At 69.6% G+C, this 14,757-nt stretch carries 16 protein-coding genes; 4 read left to right on the top strand and 12 right to left on the bottom strand.

Annotated features, from left to right (window positions below):
- Positions 1-27: 27 nt before the first annotated feature.
- Positions 28-945 carry a M23 family metallopeptidase gene (locus QU602_RS04170; RefSeq protein WP_308798935.1) on the bottom strand — a complete coding sequence of 306 codons (918 nt, stop codon included), beginning with the start codon at positions 943-945 and terminating at the stop codon, positions 28-30.
- A 170-nt stretch (positions 946-1,115) separates the two neighbouring features.
- Between QU602_RS04170 and QU602_RS04165 the strand changes: the two genes are divergently transcribed.
- Positions 1,116-1,622, top strand: coding sequence for a nitroreductase family deazaflavin-dependent oxidoreductase (locus QU602_RS04165; protein ID WP_308798934.1), 507 nt, complete (start codon positions 1,116-1,118; stop codon positions 1,620-1,622).
- Positions 1,623-1,669: 47 nt separating this feature from the next.
- On the opposite strand, the gene QU602_RS04160 is transcribed toward QU602_RS04165, so the two are convergent.
- The 4 genes from QU602_RS04160 to QU602_RS04145 form a co-directional block, all read right to left on the bottom strand.
- A complete protein-coding gene (locus QU602_RS04160; RefSeq protein ID WP_308798933.1) occupies positions 1,670-2,101 on the bottom strand; it encodes a hypothetical protein in 432 nt (143 codons plus the stop codon).
- Between the two features lie 81 nt (positions 2,102-2,182).
- The gene (locus QU602_RS04155; protein ID WP_308798931.1) at positions 2,183-3,775 is read right to left on the bottom strand and encodes an ABC-F family ATP-binding cassette domain-containing protein; all 1,593 of its coding nucleotides are present in this window, start codon (positions 3,773-3,775) and stop codon (positions 2,183-2,185) included.
- Positions 3,776-3,816: 41 nt separating this feature from the next.
- Positions 3,817-4,128: an ArsR/SmtB family transcription factor gene (locus QU602_RS04150; protein ID WP_308798930.1), complete on the bottom strand. Its 312-nt coding sequence runs from the start codon at positions 4,126-4,128 to the stop codon at positions 3,817-3,819.
- The gene (locus tag QU602_RS04145) at positions 4,125-4,676 is read right to left on the bottom strand and encodes an SRPBCC domain-containing protein (RefSeq protein WP_308798928.1); all 552 of its coding nucleotides are present in this window, start codon (positions 4,674-4,676) and stop codon (positions 4,125-4,127) included. The genes QU602_RS04150 and QU602_RS04145 overlap by 4 nt, the downstream gene beginning before the upstream one ends.
- A gap of 157 nt (positions 4,677-4,833) precedes the next feature.
- Between QU602_RS04145 and solA the strand changes: the two genes are divergently transcribed.
- Positions 4,834-6,045 carry an N-methyl-L-tryptophan oxidase gene (solA, locus tag QU602_RS04140; protein WP_308798927.1) on the top strand — a complete coding sequence of 404 codons (1,212 nt, stop codon included), beginning with the start codon at positions 4,834-4,836 and terminating at the stop codon, positions 6,043-6,045.
- Between the two features lie 26 nt (positions 6,046-6,071).
- Here the strand turns inward: solA and QU602_RS04135 are convergent, their stop codons facing one another.
- From QU602_RS04135 to QU602_RS04115, 5 genes are all read right to left on the bottom strand, one after another.
- Positions 6,072-6,650 (bottom strand): hypothetical protein, encoded by a 579-nt coding sequence (locus QU602_RS04135; protein WP_308798926.1) that lies wholly within the window; start codon positions 6,648-6,650, stop codon positions 6,072-6,074.
- Positions 6,647-7,294, bottom strand: coding sequence for a helix-turn-helix domain-containing protein (locus tag QU602_RS04130; protein ID WP_308798925.1), 648 nt, complete (start codon positions 7,292-7,294; stop codon positions 6,647-6,649). The genes QU602_RS04135 and QU602_RS04130 overlap by 4 nt, the downstream gene beginning before the upstream one ends.
- Before the next feature lie 114 nt (positions 7,295-7,408).
- Positions 7,409-8,692 carry an ABC transporter substrate-binding protein gene (locus tag QU602_RS04125; RefSeq protein ID WP_308798924.1) on the bottom strand — a complete coding sequence of 428 codons (1,284 nt, stop codon included), beginning with the start codon at positions 8,690-8,692 and terminating at the stop codon, positions 7,409-7,411.
- A gap of 72 nt (positions 8,693-8,764) precedes the next feature.
- Positions 8,765-9,685 (bottom strand): carbohydrate ABC transporter permease, encoded by a 921-nt coding sequence (locus QU602_RS04120; RefSeq protein WP_308798923.1) that lies wholly within the window; start codon positions 9,683-9,685, stop codon positions 8,765-8,767.
- A 4-nt stretch (positions 9,686-9,689) separates the two neighbouring features.
- On the bottom strand, positions 9,690-10,664 hold the full coding sequence (locus QU602_RS04115) for a carbohydrate ABC transporter permease (RefSeq protein ID WP_308798922.1): 975 nt from the start codon (positions 10,662-10,664) through the stop codon (positions 9,690-9,692).
- A 209-nt stretch (positions 10,665-10,873) separates the two neighbouring features.
- Here QU602_RS04115 and QU602_RS04110 point away from each other — a divergent pair, with 209 nt between their 5' ends.
- Positions 10,874-11,875 (top strand): LacI family DNA-binding transcriptional regulator, encoded by a 1,002-nt coding sequence (locus QU602_RS04110; RefSeq protein WP_373692884.1) that lies wholly within the window; start codon positions 10,874-10,876, stop codon positions 11,873-11,875.
- Positions 11,876-11,893: 18 nt separating this feature from the next.
- Here QU602_RS04110 and QU602_RS04105 read toward each other — a convergent pair whose 3' ends face one another.
- Both QU602_RS04105 and QU602_RS04100 read right to left on the bottom strand, forming a co-directional pair.
- A complete protein-coding gene (locus QU602_RS04105; protein ID WP_308798921.1) occupies positions 11,894-12,712 on the bottom strand; it encodes an aldo/keto reductase in 819 nt (272 codons plus the stop codon).
- Positions 12,705-13,601, bottom strand: a complete 897-nt coding sequence (locus QU602_RS04100; RefSeq protein ID WP_373692883.1) for a dihydrodipicolinate synthase family protein — start codon at positions 13,599-13,601, stop codon at positions 12,705-12,707. The genes QU602_RS04105 and QU602_RS04100 overlap by 8 nt, the downstream gene beginning before the upstream one ends.
- Positions 13,602-13,906: 305 nt before the next feature.
- Here QU602_RS04100 and QU602_RS04095 point away from each other — a divergent pair, with 305 nt between their 5' ends.
- Positions 13,907-14,641 (top strand): alpha/beta fold hydrolase, encoded by a 735-nt coding sequence (locus QU602_RS04095; RefSeq protein ID WP_308798919.1) that lies wholly within the window; start codon positions 13,907-13,909, stop codon positions 14,639-14,641.
- Positions 14,642-14,757: the final 116 nt, after the last annotated feature.

Below are 14,757 nucleotides of genomic sequence, written 5' to 3'. Positions count from 1 at the left end.
CCCCGCGCACCGTGCCGGCGCGTCTGCTCAGCGCGGCGGCAACGGTCCCGACGATGCCGGAACGGCGTCGAAGGTCGCCTCGTTCACAGGGAAGCCGTCGACGTCGCCGTCGCCCGCTCCGCGGATCGCCCACGGCAGCCCGGCGGCGAACGTGAAGCTCGCGACGTCTTGACGATGGATGTGCAGATGCGGCTCGGTCGAGTTGCCGGTGTTACCGCAGTCAGCGAGATGCTGGCCAGCGTCGACGCGATCGCCCCGCCGCACGCGCAGGCTGCCCCGCTTGAGGTGGGCGTAGACGAGATGCGACCCGTCGTCGAGTCTGACGACAGCGTGGTTGCCGATCACCCGGCCGGCGCCGCCGATCTCCCTGACCAGTCCCTCGGCGATCATGAACCACAGCAGCGCGGGCCAGTTCGACCTGCTGCCGTGGTCCTTCAGCCGGTCGCTCGCCCGCACGACCACCCCGCCGGCGCCCGCGAAGAGCGGCTCGCCGAACGCGGGGAATTGTTCGGGCGGAAGCACCCCGGCGCCGGCCTTCCCGAACTCGGGATGCTCGCGATCCTCGGGGAGGAAGACCAGGTCGATCGCGTACGCCTGCCCGTACGCCTGCGTGCCGTGACTCGGCACCGCGCTCGCCGGGCTGTTCACGGCCTGCCATCGGCCGGCGACGGGCGGGTCGACGACGAGGGCTGCGCTGCGATCGGTCGGCGACCAGAACGTCAGCACCATGCCGATGACGGCGGGCACGAATCCGATGAGGAGCAGCCAACCTGAGATACGGCCGAGGTCGGCCTCGACGAAGAGGTCCGTGACGAGGACGACGATGCCGGCCAGGATGAGCAGCATGCCCAGGCGGAGCGTCGGCAGCCGGATCAGCGAGGCCGCGCGAGCGGCCGGCGCAGTCCGGTGCCGCGGTGTCGTGCGTTCCGTGTTCGGCTGAGTCATCCGGTGCCCCTTGATCGCCTTCGCCAGACCGCCCGTCACTGGCTCGCCCTCATCTCATCAGGTCGTCGCACCTCGCAGACAGGCGTTGTGCGCGAACCCGGGGAGTGCTATCCGTTTCGGCCAGGCGCCACAGACGCTGCCTGGCGGCGTCGGTAGGCTCGGGCACACGGATGGCAGGAGCGACGGCGGGAGCGATGATGGCCGAGCAGCGGGTGCCGAAGGTGTACCACCACGGGCGGGTCATGCACCTCGCGAATCGGGCGATGACCGCGCTCACGCGCGCCGGCCTCGTGCCGCATGCGGCCGTGCTCACCGTGACCGGTCGCACGAGCGGCCTGCCTCGGTCGACGCCGGTCACGGCGATCGAACAGGGCGGCGCGCTGTGGCTCGTCTCGCCGTACGGCACGGTTTCGTGGGTGCGCAATGCGCGCGCGAGCGGCGAGGTCACCCTCGCCAAGCGCCGCACGACCCGCCGCTTCGCGGTGCGCGAGGCCACGCCCGCCGAGGCAGGCCCGGTGCTCAAGCGCTATGTCGCGATCGCCCCGATCGTGCTGCCCTACTTCGTCGCCGGCCGCCACGACCCGGCCGAGGCGTTCGCCGCAGAGGCCGATCGCCACCCGGTCTTCGAACTCGTCCCGCTCGAGGCCGGCGAGCCCGGTTCGCCGAGCGCTCGCTGACGAGCACCCGGTCGACCCGAAGACCCGGCCGCCGCGGGGCGAGCGGCTCAGGGCTCGACGGCGAAGACGTTCTCCGAGATCTGCACCGCGCCGTCGGGCACGTCGTACCCGTCGGGTCGCACCTCGTAGGTCTCGCGCGCGTTGCTGACCTGCATCGGGCCGCCCCCTCCGCCGCAGCCGGCCATGCCCTCCTCGTCGGCCGGCAGCACGACGAGGCAGATCGAGGAACCGGTGGCACCCTCGACGAGGTACAGCCGAGTACCCTCGTGCTCTCCGACGAGGCGGCTGGTGCCGGCGTCGATCAGGTCGCTGTCCCGCTCGACGTACTCTGCGGGTAGCTCGTCCGATGCGACGGGGTCCCGATCGAACACCGCGTACCCGCCGCCGCCCGACGTGCACCCGACCATGCCGACTGCCGCAGTAAGCGCGATGGCAGCGGTGACAAGCGGACGGGCGAGGGTTCGCGTGTTCGAAGACATCCGACGATGCTAGGACATCGTCCGTTCGACGTCGAAAGCCGAGGCATCCGCTCGGCCACCCGCAGCCTCGCAACCGGCGCGCTACAGCGCGCCCGTCGCGGGCGTCTCGCGCACCCGCCCGCCGCCCTCGAAGACGAGCAGGCGGTCGGCGAGCTTGTCGACGAAGAACCGGTCGTGGCTCACCACGAGCACGGCTCCCGGGAAATGCGTGAGCGCGCGCTCCATCACCTGGCTGCTCGTGATGTCGAGATGGTTGGTCGGCTCGTCGAGCACGATGACCGCCGCGCCCGAGAGCAGGCACTGCGCGATCGCGACGCGCGCCCGCTGGCCACCGGAGAGGGTGCCGATCTTCTGCTGCAGGTCGGCCTCGGAGAACTGCAGCATCGCGAGGAACCGGTTCACGCTCTTCTTCGTCGCGCTGAACGCGAGCGAGTCGGGATACGCGTTCACGGCGTGCCCGACCGTGTCGGCCAGGTCGAGCTCGGCGTACACGCGGTTGTACGAGACGAACCTGGCGCCCTTCGCCCAGCGCACGCTGCCGGCGTCGGCCTCGGCCTCGCCGGTCAGCACGTCGAGCAGCGTCGACTTGCCCGAGCCGTTCGAGCCGAGCACCGCGACCCGGTCGCCGCGCTGCAGGTCGAAGGACACACCCTCGAACAGGGGCGTGCCATTGAAGCCCTTCGTGAGCCCGGTGACCGTGAGCAGGTCGTTGCTCACCTTCAGCCCCTCGTAGATGCCCGTGATGATCTGGTCGATCGGGCGCGGTGCCTGCCGTTTCTTGATGTCGGCGAGACGCCGGGCGACCGCGTTCGACGGGTTGCGCGCGGCCTCGCGGCGCGCGGTCGCGGCAGCCTGCTCGTAGGCGAGCAGCTCCTCCTCGTGCGCGAACTGCTTCTCGAGCATCTTCAGGCGCGACTGCTTGGCGTGCACGTAGGCCGAATAGTCGCCCTCGTACTCCTGCAGCCGGTAGTTCTCGATCTCGATGATGCGGTCGACGACGCCGTCGAGGAACTGCCGGTCGTGCGAGACCACGAGCACGGCGCCCGTGAATCCGCCGAGCCAGCCCTCGATCCAGCGCACCCCGTCGAGGTCCAGGAAGTTCGTGGGCTCGTCCAGCAGCAGCACGTCGGGCGACTGTATGAGGATCAGCGCGAGCGCCGCACGATTGCGCCAGCCTCCAGACAGCCGGCCGACCGGGAGGTTCCGCCGCTCCTCGTCGAAGCCGAGGCGCGTGAGCACGGTGTCGATGGTGGTCTCGTAGGTCCAGCCGCCGATCGCGTCCATGCGCTCGAATAGCGCACCCTGCTCGGTGAGGAGCCGGGTCATGGCCGATTCATCCATCGGCTCGGCGAGCTGCGCACCGATCTCGTCGAGCCGGCCCTGCGTCTCGTGCACCTCGGTGAAGTGGCCGCTCAGGATCTGCTGCACGGATCGCGAGCCATCGAGCTCGGAGAACTGCGAGAAATAGCCGACGGTCGTGCCGGGCGTGTGGTCGACGGTACCGCCCGACGGCTCGCGCCGCCCCAGCACGAGCTCGAGGAACGAGGTCTTGCCCGTGCCGTTCTTGCCGATGAGCCCGACGCGGTCGCCGCGTGTGAGTTTCAGGTACGCCTCTTTGAGCACCGGGCGCCCGTCGAAGTCGAGGCTCACATCGTTCAGGCGGATCAGGCTCACGGGCAGCAAGACTACCGGCCGCCGTCTGAGAGCCCCGCCCGCTACAGCCCCTCGGCGATCTCCTTGATCGCCGCGAGGCGGCGCTCCCACTCGGCGCCGATCGCGTCGAGTCGTCGCGCGGTCGCGCTGAGCTCGGCGCCCATGACGCGGTACCGCACCTCCCGGCCGGCGCGAACATGCTCGACGAGCCCGACCTCCTCGAGCACGGCCAGATGCTTCGCGATGGCCTGCCGCGTGACGGGGAGACGCCCGGCGAGGGCGGACGCGGAGGCGTCGCCCTCGCCGAGGGCGGACAGGATGCTCCACCGGGTCTCGTCCCCGAGCGCGGCGCACACCTGGACCAGCGTGGTCACGCGTCGGGCTCCAGGCCGACCTCGAGCAGCGCGACGAGCTTGTCGAGCTCGAGCGTCCAGCCCTCGGCGTGACTGGCCATGTTGGCGGCCGGGTCGCTCGTCAGGTCGAACCCGGTCTCGACGACCGTGAGCTGCGTGCCCTCGGCGGTCGGCTCGAGGGTGAACGTGAACGTCGTCGCCCGCGTCTCGTCGAACGCATCAGGAAGGGCACCGAGCGCGTCGTCGTTGTTCCAGCGGTACGACACCATGCGGGGTTCGTGCAGCGCCTCGACCCGCAGCGGGATCGCACCGTACTCGTCGAAGGTCATCGTGCCGACCGCGCCGGCGCCGGCCCCGTCGAGCGTGACCCGGCCGAACCAGCGCGAGATGTGCGCCGGTTCGGTGACGGCGGCCCACACCTTCTCGATGGGTGCGGCGATCCTGATGGTGCGGCGCACCGTGAAGGCGGCATCGTCGACGACGGATGCCTCGTTCTTCGTCATGCTCTCCATGATCGTGCCTTTCGTGTGGTGAGCGGATGCCTCGACCGAGGTTTCGTGCAACTTCATAGTTGCACTTAACTCGAGGTTACGCAACCGTCTGATTGCACTTGGCCGCCGCAACTTCGTTGAGCGGTCGAGGATGGCGGGTGCCTTCGCCGCAGACCCGCCACCCTCGCCCGTTCGACGGCAAGCGATCGGAGCCTGCGTCGACGAGAATCGAAGAATGGAACCACGCTTCGCTCCGCCGGCGGCCGACCGGGCCACGGACGCGCCCGACGTCGGCACGTTCGACGCCGACGTCGCCGTGATCGGGCTCGGCGCGGTCGGGTCGAGCGCCGCGTGGCGCCTCGCCGCACGCGGGCACGACGTCCTGGGGTTCGAGCAGTTCGAGCCGGGGCACGCATGGGGTGGTTCGACCGGCGCCACGCGCCTGTTCCGCGTCGCCTGCCTCGAGCACCCCGGGCTCACGCCGATCGCGCGCCGCGCTCGCGACCTCTGGCGCGAGCTCGAGGCCTCGAGCGGGCAGACCCTGTTCCACGAGACCGGCGGACTCATGATCGGACCGCCCGACTCGCGCATCATCGAGGGCACCCTCCGCGCCGCCGAGGCACACGACCTGCCCGTCGAGCAGCTCAGCGCCGAGGAGATCGCCCGCAGGTTCCCGGGCCATGCACGGCTGAACCCGGGCGACATCGGCGTGTGGGATCCCGAGGCCGGCATCCTCCGGCCCGAGGCCGCGATCGTGGCCGCGGTCGACGCCGCGCGCGCCTCCGGCGCACGCATCCTGACGAACACCCGGGTCACCGCGTTCGAGCCCGACGGGGAAGGCGTCACCGTCCGAACCGCCGACGCGGTCTACCGGGTTCGGCGGGTGGCGGTGACATCCGGCCCGTGGATCGCGCGATTCTTGCCCGACCTGCCGGTCACGCCGCATCGCGTGGTCATGACCTGGTTCCGCGCGCGCGAAGGCCGCGAGGCGGACCTCGACACGCTGCCCGTGTTCATCCGCAGCGTGCCCGGTCGGGACACCTGGATCTGGGGGCACGGCGCGATGCCCGCCGCCGACGGCGCTGCGGGGTTCGACGCGAAGGTCGGCCCTGAGTTCGACGGCCCGTTCGACGCCGACGATCCCGACGCGATCGACCGGGTCGTCCACGCCGGTGAGACCGACGGCATCAGCGACCTCGTCGCTGCGGCCTTCCCCGACCTCGACCCCGAGCCGTCAGGCGTCACGACCTGCATCATGACGCACACCCCCGACGGCCAGTTCACCGTCGGGCCCACCGCAGACGAGCGCATCGTCGTCGGCGGCGGCTGCTCCGGCCACTCGTTCAAGCACGCCTCCGCGCTCGGCGAGCTCGTCGCGCAATCGATCGCCGGCGAACCCCAGTTCTCGGACGCCGCATTCATGGACCCGCGCCGCTTCGCGAGCTGATCCGAACCGCACGTCGGCGACAGCAGTTACCTCGACCTCGGAGCGAGGTCCGGTCGCGGCGGCGCAGGCGGCGGCTCGGGCAGGCCGATCGCGAAGATGTCGTCGAGCAAGACGTACGCCGCCTCCTTCGGCAGCTCGCCCGGGTAGAAGCGCTCGTACAGCGCCTCCGCCTCATCGGTCGTTGCAGTGCCCGTGAGCGCGAGCAGTATCGCGATGTCAGCGTCGTCTCGGGCTGGACGACTCGCACGGATCTTCATCGCGAGGAGCGCCTCGGCTGAGATCACCCAGACCGAGACGTCCTCGTCGTCATACAGCGGCTCCCACCCGACATCGCACGCGATCGGGATGAACGTCGCCGCCTTCGAATTCAGCCAGTCATCGTCCCAGCCACGACGTCTCCCGATCTCGCCCGCGATGCGCAACGCAGGCCCAGGCGGATGGATCTTGGCGTCGATGTCGGGCGTGACACGGCGCTCACCGTAGTAGCGGAGCAGCATCGCGGCCCCGCCGACGATGCGAACACCACCCGACTCTCCCTGGCGGTGGAGCTCACGAACCAGCTCGCGCAGCCCCTCGATCATGTCCTCTCGGCCGAGCTGGATCATGCGCTCTGCAGGGTCGCCTCGTCGACAAGGATCCGGTGCCGCCTGAACGCCCCGGGTACGTTGCGAATCGACCGCGCCGAGCTCCATCGATTGACGATGAGCGGAGTCGGCTCTTGCAGTGTGCGGGTGATCTCGTCGACCCAGCTCGGCTCCGGAAGTCCATCTCGCTCGAGCCAATACCTGGTGACGGCGGCGAGCGCAGCGTCCCAGACATCCGAGCCTGTGTACACGGGCGCGATGGCTGCGAGCATCACCCGCTCCACTCCCTTGGTCGCGCCGAGATTGTCGCTGTAGCGAAGGAACACGCGAAGCGCAGCTTCGTGATCAGCATCGGCGACGTGCTCGCGAATGGATGCGCCGGCCTCCGCCGCCCCCGCGCGCGTCGTCGGATAGATCCCCAGTCGACGGCCGGTTGCATGCAGCAGACGATCCAGTTTGTCGACCGAGGGGCTGCGTCGCCCCGATTCGATCAGGGAGATGGTCGATTTGTCGATTCCGGAACGCTGCGCGACCTCGGCCTGCGAGAGGCCCGCGGACGCTCGAGCGGCTCGCAGGATTGCGGCAGCTTCGGTCATCTTGGCCTCCTGGTGTTTGCGGATACGCAAACCCATCCTACTCCTCGGCGTGTTGATCTGCAGGGTCATAGTCGCGAATTTTGCCATGCAACCTTCTGGTATGCAATCACCGACTCCCGAAGCACATGCATCCTGGATGCGCGAGAGGCCGAGGCATCGCCCCGGCCCCCGCCCAGCCACGGCTCAGCCGAGGTTCGCGTTCACCTCGTCGATGAACGCCGTCGCGGCCTCTGCCGGAGTCATCCGCTCGAAGAGCACCTCGGTCGTGTAGCGCTGCAGCACCGACTGGGTCGCGCCGCCACCGGCGGGCGCGGTCACGGGCGGGTCGCCGATGACCTCGCTGATCGCGTCGATGTAGGCGAGCACCGTCTGGTCCGACGGGCTCAGCTGATCGGCCACGGCCTCGCGGATCGCGAGGTTCGACGGGATGCCCCGCTCGGCGAGGAACAGCTCGCCGACGCGCTCGTCGTTCGCGAGGAAGTCGACGAACTTCGCAGCCGCCTCCTGGTTCGCCGAACGCGACGAGATAGTCCAGTACATCGACGACTTCAGGTAGTCGCTGCCCTCGGCGTCGCTGCTGCCGGGCATACGCAGGAGCTCGAGCGATTGCCCGCTCGCGCCGTCGAGCACCGCGAGATTGTGGCTCCACCACTCGCCGAGGGCGAGCTGCCCGGTCGCCGTGCCCGACTGCTCGAGCGACAGCGAGATCTCCTCGACCGCGCGCGACGCGGGCGGCGTGGCACCCTCGGCCTGGCCCTCGAGCACCATCTCCCAGAAGCCCGCGAGGGTCTCCTCGCTGATCGCGAGCCCGTCCGCGTCGTAGAGGGCCTCGCCGTGCTGGCGCGCCCACACGATCAGCCCCTGGACCTCGAACCCGAGCGTCTCCGAGCCCCAGACGCTGCCGCCGCCGGCCGCGGTCACGGCGGCGGAGGTCGCGAGGTAGTCGTCCCAGCTCCAGGTGTCGCCGTCGGGGACCGGCACGCCGGCACCGTCGAAGACCGCGGGGTTCGCGATCATGACCGGGCTGGTCACGCCGATGCTGAGACCCGTGAGCCCACCGTCGTTCTCACCCGTCGCGAGCACCTCGGCGGCGTAGTCGGCGGTGTCGATGTCGAGCGTCGAGAGGTCGGCGAGCGCGCCGCGATCGGCGTACTCCCGCAGGTACATCTCGTCGAACTGCATGACGTCGGGCGCGTCGTTCGCTGCGACCGAGGTCGCGAGCTTCTCCCAGTAGCTCGCGAAGTCGCTGTACTCGCCGACGATCGTGATGCCGGGGTTGTCCTCCTCGAAGAGCGCGATGGCCTCTTCGGTGAGGGCGTGCCGTGTGTCGGATCCCCACCAGGTGAACCGCAGTTCGATGTCCTTCCCCTCGCCCGCGCCGCCGCCGCCGGCGCAGCCGGTGAGCAGCAGCGCCGCGGCGGTGGCGCCGACGACCGCCGTGCGGAGGGCTCTGATGCGTGATGTCATGTCCGTGCTCCTATGCAATCGGGATGTGTGCTGGTGATGCGGGGTGGTGCCGTGGCGCCCTGGTCCCGGCGGTCACTTGATGCCGGTCGTCGCGATGCCCTTGACGAGGAATCGCTGACCGAACAGGAAGGCCAGGAAGAGCGGGATGAGCGACACGATCGACATCGCGAACAGTGCGCCCCACGAGGTCGAGCCGGTCGAGTCGACGAAGGCCCTGAGTGCGACCGGCACCGAGTACATGTCTGGTGCCGTGAGGTAGATCAGCTGGGTGAAGAAGTCGTTCCACGCCCAGATGAAGGTGAAGATCGCGGTGGTCGCGAGCGCGGGCAGCATGAGCGGCAGCATCACCTGGAAGAAGATGCGCGGATGCCCCGCACCGTCGATGCGCGCCGCCTCGTCGAGTTCGCGCGGGATGCCGCGGATGAACTGCACCATGAGGAAGATGAAGAACGCATCGGTCGCGAGCAGCTTGGGCAGGATGATCGGCAGCAGTGTGTTCACCCAGCCGAGCTGCGAGAAGAAGACGTACTGCGGCACGATCACCACGTGGATCGGCAGCATGATGCCGACCAGCATCGCCGCGAACGCGAACCGCTTCAGCCGGAACTGGAGGCGCGCGAACGCGTAGGCCGCGAGCGAACAGGACACCAGGTTGCCGATGACGCAGCCGAGGACGATGAGCGCGGAGTTCATCAGGTAGTGACTGAACGGATGTGTCAGGGCCGACCACCCGTCGACGTAGTTGTCGAGCGTGGGATCGGTGAGGAGCAGCCCCGGCGAACGGAAGATCTCGTCAGGTTGCCGGAACGAGCTCACGACCATCCAGATCAACGGGTACAGCATGAGCGCCGCGCCCGCGATGAGCAGGGTGTGCCTGACGATGCGTCCGCCCCGGGCGGGGAACGCGCGACGGCCGGCGCGGGCGGGAGGGGTGGGCGTGGCCCGCGTGGCGGACGAGGGCGAAGCCGGCGCACGGCGGGCCGGCGCGGTCATGTGCTCAGTCATCGTAGAAGACCCAATACCGGGAGAAGAAGAAGTTGGCGGCGGTGATGGCGGCGATCACGATCATGAGCAGCCACGCCACCGCTGAGGCGTACCCCATGTCGAATCGCGTGAAGGCCTGCTGATAGAGGTACAGCGTCATGAACATGGTCGAGTCGGCGGGACCGCCCGTGCCGTTCGAGACGATGAAGGCCTGCGTGAAGGCCTGGAACGCGTGGATGAGCTGCAGCACGAGGTTGAAGAAGATGATGGGCGTGAGCAGCGGCAGCGTGATGCGGAAGAAGCGCTGCCGTGCCGTGGCGCCGTCGACCTTCGCGGCCTCGTAGTACATGGCCGGGATCTGGCGCAGCGCGGCGAGGAAGATCACCATGGGTGCGCCGAAGGTCCAGACGTTCAGCAGGATCAGCGTGGACAACGCGGTGTCCGGTGTCGTCACGAGACCCGGTGCCTCGATGCCGAAGACCCTCAGCACCTGGTTCACGAGACCGTCGTTGCCGAAGATCTGCCGCCAGAGGATCGCGATCGCGACACTGCCGCCGAGCATCGACGGCAGGTAGAACACCGAACGATAGAACGACAGGCCGCGCATGCCCCGGTCGAGCACGATCGCGAGCCCGAGCGAGAGCGCCAGCTGCAGCGGCACCGAGATGAACACGTAGAGGAAGCTCACGAGGAGCGAGTTGTGCAGCCGCGAGTCCGACAGCAGCCGCTCGTAGTTCTCGCCCCCGACGAACTCGGGCGGCTGGATGAGGTTGTACTCGGTGAACGACAGCGCGAGCGAGCCGAGCATCGGGCCGAGCGTGATCACCACCAGACCGGCGGTCCACGGCAGGAGGAACCAGAACGCGGCGCGCCCGTCGCCCGTCTTCCGACGCCCTCTGGGCGGCCGGACGGCCGCGAGGCCGGTGGTCGCCGAGGGATCCGGCTCCTCCGCCCCGAGCCGCGCGCCGACCCGTGTCGCGAGTGACATCCGAACCTCCTCGTTGGAATGCTTCAGGTGAGACAACGTGAGACTACATATGGACTCGGGCAATTGCAACACCCGAATCCTACGTTGCCGTGGCGCGGCTTCCTTCGTGAGACAACGTGTGCTTTAATGTCGAGGTGGATGATCACGGAGACCCCCAGCGCGCCGGTGATCGCGGTCCGACCATGAGCGATGTCGCTCGCCTCGCGGGCGTGAGCCTCAAGACCGTCTCGCGCGTGTTCAACGGCGTGAAGTCCGTCGACGAGCGGTACGCGGCGAAGGTGTTCGCGGCCGCCGACGAACTGGCCTTCATCCCGAACATGGCCGCGCAGACCCTGCGCAAGAAGGAACAGCGCACCTATCAGGTCGCGACCATCTTCACCGACCCGAACAATCCGTTCCTCGGCACGATCCTGTCGACGCTGCAGCGGGTCGCGCACGAGTCCGACACCATGGTGCTGGCCGCGACCACCGGCAAGCAGACCGATCTCGAGCCGAACCTCGTCCGCGCGTTCGCGACGCGACGCGTCGACGGCATCATCATGTCGCCCACGAGCCCGTCGCAGGCCTACCTGCAGCCGCGCCTCGAAGCCGGCCTGCCGATCGTCTGCATCGACCGCGCGCCCGTCGACGTCGAGACCGACGTCGTCATGAGCTCCAACCACCTGGGCGCCCGGGATGCCGTGCAGCACCTGCTCGCCCACGGCCACCGCCGGATCGCCTACATGGGCGATCTGCTCGGGTTCGCGACCGCGAAGGAGCGGCACCAGGGCTACGTCGATGCCATGGAGGCGGCCGGCGCGCCGATCGACCCCACATGGGTCATCGACGATCTGCGTACGAGCTGGCAGGCCGAGGCCGCGGTGCTCGACCTGTTCGCGCGCGACGATGCGCCCACGGCGCTCTTCACGAGTCAGAACCTCGTCACGATCGGCGCGCTCGAGGGGCTCCGCACGCTCGGCTTGCGCGGCCACGTCGCCCACGTCGGCTTCGACGACGTGCCCCTGGCGGCGCTGCTCGACCCGCCGCTCACGGTCGTCGCGCAGGATCTCGAGACGATGGCCGAGACCGCGATGAACATGCTGCTCGCACGCATCGACGATCGGTCACGGCCCGTGCGCCGGGTCACCGTACCGACCAAGCTCATCCGCCGCGGGTCCGGCGAGTTGCCCGCTCCCCCGGTCACGGGCGAGCGGGCAACGCGCCTCGCGTAGCGCGGAGGCCGCATCCCCCTAGAACTCGTCGGGGTGCGGCCCGGTTCGGCGTCCGCATGCAAGGCCGTCGAGTGCCGCGAGCTGGTCATCGGAGAGACGGATGTCTCCTGCCGCGAGGTTCGACCGGATGCGCGCGGGCGTCACCGACTTCACGACGAACGCGTCGCCTCGCGCGCGGTGCCACGCGAGAATGACCTGCGCGGGCTCGGCGCCGATCGCCGCGGCGATGCCGACGACCACGGGATGGTCGAGCAACGCGCCTGAGGCCAGCGGGCTCCAGGCCTGCGTCACGATGCCCAGCCGAGCGTGTTCGGCCCTCAGATGGTTTTGCGGCAGCCAGGGATGCAGTTCGATCTGGTTGAGCTCGGGCGCCTCGCCCGTGGCGTCCACGATCTCGCGCAGGTGGTGCGGCTCGAAGTTGCAGACGCCGATGGCGCGGATCTGGCCGTCGTCCCGGATGCGCCGCAACGCCTCCCAGGTCTCGACCGTGCGCCCGATCGCGGGCCGCGGCCAGTGGATCAGATACGCGTCGACGTGATCCAGCCCGAGCTGTTCGAGGCTCGCGTCGAACGCCCGGCGGATGTCGTCGTATCCGAATGTGCCCGCGTCGAGCTTGGTCGTGACGAACAGGTCCGACCGATCGACGCCCGCGCGATGGATGCCCGCACCGGTTCCGCGCTCGTTGGCGTAGCCCTGCGCCGTGTCGACGAGCCGGTACCCGCTCTCGATCGCGGTCTGCACCGCGGCGGCCACCTCGTCGTCGGGTACCTGCCACACGCCGAACCCGACCTGCGGGAGCTCCGCACCAGACCCCGTGCGGATCGCGGGATCAGGCATCGACCGCCACCGCCATGAGACGCGAAGCCGCTGAACCGACCTGCGCCCGCTCCTCGTCGGTCAGCGGCAGGAACGGCGCGGCCCCGACCGAGGACGAGATGACGCCCTCGTCGACGAGCACCGACTTCATCGACCCGACGAGCGCGGCGAAGCCGCCGATGCGTGCGAGGTCGGGAATGGTCGTGATGTCACGGAGCCGGTTCAGACGGGTCTGCTCGCGCTTGACCGTCGACCAGTCCCCGTGCTGCGCCGCACGGTACATGCCGACGAAGCCGGCCGGCTCGACGTTGGCGAGGCTCGGCACGGCACCGTGCGCGCCGAGAAAGAGCGCCGTCTCGACGAGCGGTTCGTTGCCCATGAGCACCGAGAAGTCGAGATCCTCGGTCTCGACGAGCACACGGCGGAAGTTGATCACATTGCCGCTCGAGTCCTTGATGCCGATCACGGCGCCCTCGCGCGCGAGCGCGATCGTGATGTCGGCGGGGAGCGAGCGGTGCACGGTGGACGGGATGTCGTAGGCGATGACCGGGACATCGAGGGCCGAGGCGACCGTGCGGAAGTGGGCGAGCACCTCGTCGTCGTGCGTGTCCACGTAGTAGGGCGCGGTGACCACCACGGCCGCGACGCCGAGATCCGCGGCACGCTTCGCGTGCGCGATCGTGCGCCGGGTCCCGGAGTCGATCGCCCCCGCGACCACCGGCACGCGACCCGCGGCGGTGTCGACGAGCGTCCCGATGATCTGCTCGCGCTGCGCGTCATCGAGCAACGCGATCTCGGCGCTCGACCCGCAGGCGAACAGCCCGTTGACGCCCGCCCCGATGAGGTGCTCGGCGAGCGCTGCGAGCGATGCCGTGTCCACCTCGCCCGACGGTGTGAACGGGGTGAGCACCGGCGGGACGATTCCTTCGAGCGGAACTCCAGCGATCAACGATTTCGGCATCTTTGCTCGGCCTTTCCTTTGGCGTGGGTGAGACAACGTGAGACTAGCAGGGCTCAGCCGTCAGCGCACGCGGCGTTCCGGACGCAATGTCGTGCACGAGCAGTGCGGTGTCTCTCGTTGTCTACGACTCGCCCGCCGATGCCGCGTCTCACCTGCGACCTCGACGGCATGTCACAGCCGTGCCGCCCGCCCGGTCACAGCTGTTCGACACCGCCCGCACCCGCGGGTGCACCGCCCCCGAGAGGACCACCGTCATGTCAGATCAGCAACCGCACGTCGTGTTCGTGCACGGCGCCTTCGCCGAGTCCGCGAGCTGGAACGGCGTCATCGAGCGCCTGTACGCGCAGGGCATCACCTCAACCGCCGTCGCGAACCCGCTGCGCAGCCTCGCGGGCGACGCCGCCTACGTCCGCGACGTGATCGCGTCGATCGAGGGGCCCGTCGTCCTCGTCGGCCACTCCTACGGCGGCATGGTCATCAGCGAGGCATCCGCCGGCAATGAGCAGGTCGCCGCGCTCGTCTACGCGTCCGCGTTCGTGCCCGAGCCCGGCGACAGCGCGTTCTCGCTGTCGGCGAGCGAGCCGGGCAGCACGCTCGGCGACGCCCTCGACGCGCACCCGATCGCGACCGGCGGCGTCGAGCTCGTCATCCAGCGCGCCAAGTTCCACGACCAGTTCGCGGGCGACGCGCCGACGCAGGTCGCAGGACTCATGGGCGCGACCCAGCGGCCCGTCACCGAGGCGGCCCTGAAGGATGCCGCAGCGGCACCCGTGCCGGGCTGGAAGGACCGGCCGTCATGGCACGTGTTCGGCAGCGACGACCGCAACATCCCCGCGGCCGTCATGCGTTCGGGTGCCGCACGAGCCGAGGCACGCGGCACGAACGAGGTCGCGGGGGCGTCGCACGCGATCAGCGTCTCGCAGCCCGAGGCGGTCGCGGCGATGGTCGCCGAGGCCGTGCGCGCCGTCGCCGAGTCGCGCGCGGCCTGAACGTCGGCTGCCGCTCCGCGCCCGAGCGCGGAGGGCGGCACGCCCGTCACAAACCGGCGGAGCATCCGGTCAGAGTCGGTGGGGGCGCGAGAGCGCGCCCCCACCGACCGACGGGA

Source organism: Agromyces protaetiae (assembly GCF_030866785.1).
GTDB classification, from domain to species: Bacteria; Actinomycetota; Actinomycetes; order Actinomycetales; family Microbacteriaceae; genus Agromyces; species Agromyces silvae.
Note: the sequence above shows the minus strand (reverse complement) of the source record. Positions and strands in the feature narration are given on the sequence as shown.

What these genes read in the sequence shown, in the direction of transcription:
- QU602_RS04130 (WP_308798925.1), bottom strand. Translation starts at nt 7,294, where the DNA reads ATGACCCTGCAGATCAACACGCCGAGGAGTAGGATGGGTTTGCGTATC.
- QU602_RS04135 (WP_308798926.1), bottom strand. Translation starts at nt 6,650, where the DNA reads ATGATCCAGCTCGGCCGAGAGGACATGATCGAGGGGCTGCGCGAGCTG.
- QU602_RS04105 (WP_308798921.1), bottom strand. Translation starts at nt 12,712, where the DNA reads ATGCCTGATCCCGCGATCCGCACGGGGTCTGGTGCGGAGCTCCCGCAG.
- QU602_RS04095 (WP_308798919.1), top strand. Translation starts at nt 13,907, where the DNA reads ATGTCAGATCAGCAACCGCACGTCGTGTTCGTGCACGGCGCCTTCGCC.
- QU602_RS04160 (WP_308798933.1), bottom strand. Translation starts at nt 2,101, where the DNA reads ATGTCTTCGAACACGCGAACCCTCGCCCGTCCGCTTGTCACCGCTGCC.
- solA (WP_308798927.1), top strand. Translation starts at nt 4,834, where the DNA reads ATGGAACCACGCTTCGCTCCGCCGGCGGCCGACCGGGCCACGGACGCG.
- QU602_RS04125 (WP_308798924.1), bottom strand. Translation starts at nt 8,692, where the DNA reads ATGACATCACGCATCAGAGCCCTCCGCACGGCGGTCGTCGGCGCCACC.
- QU602_RS04165 (WP_308798934.1), top strand. Translation starts at nt 1,116, where the DNA reads ATGGCAGGAGCGACGGCGGGAGCGATGATGGCCGAGCAGCGGGTGCCG.
- QU602_RS04145 (WP_308798928.1), bottom strand. Translation starts at nt 4,676, where the DNA reads ATGAAGTTGCACGAAACCTCGGTCGAGGCATCCGCTCACCACACGAAA.
- QU602_RS04115 (WP_308798922.1), bottom strand. Translation starts at nt 10,664, where the DNA reads ATGTCACTCGCGACACGGGTCGGCGCGCGGCTCGGGGCGGAGGAGCCG.
- QU602_RS04120 (WP_308798923.1), bottom strand. Translation starts at nt 9,685, where the DNA reads ATGACCGCGCCGGCCCGCCGTGCGCCGGCTTCGCCCTCGTCCGCCACG.
- QU602_RS04170 (WP_308798935.1), bottom strand. Translation starts at nt 945, where the DNA reads ATGACTCAGCCGAACACGGAACGCACGACACCGCGGCACCGGACTGCG.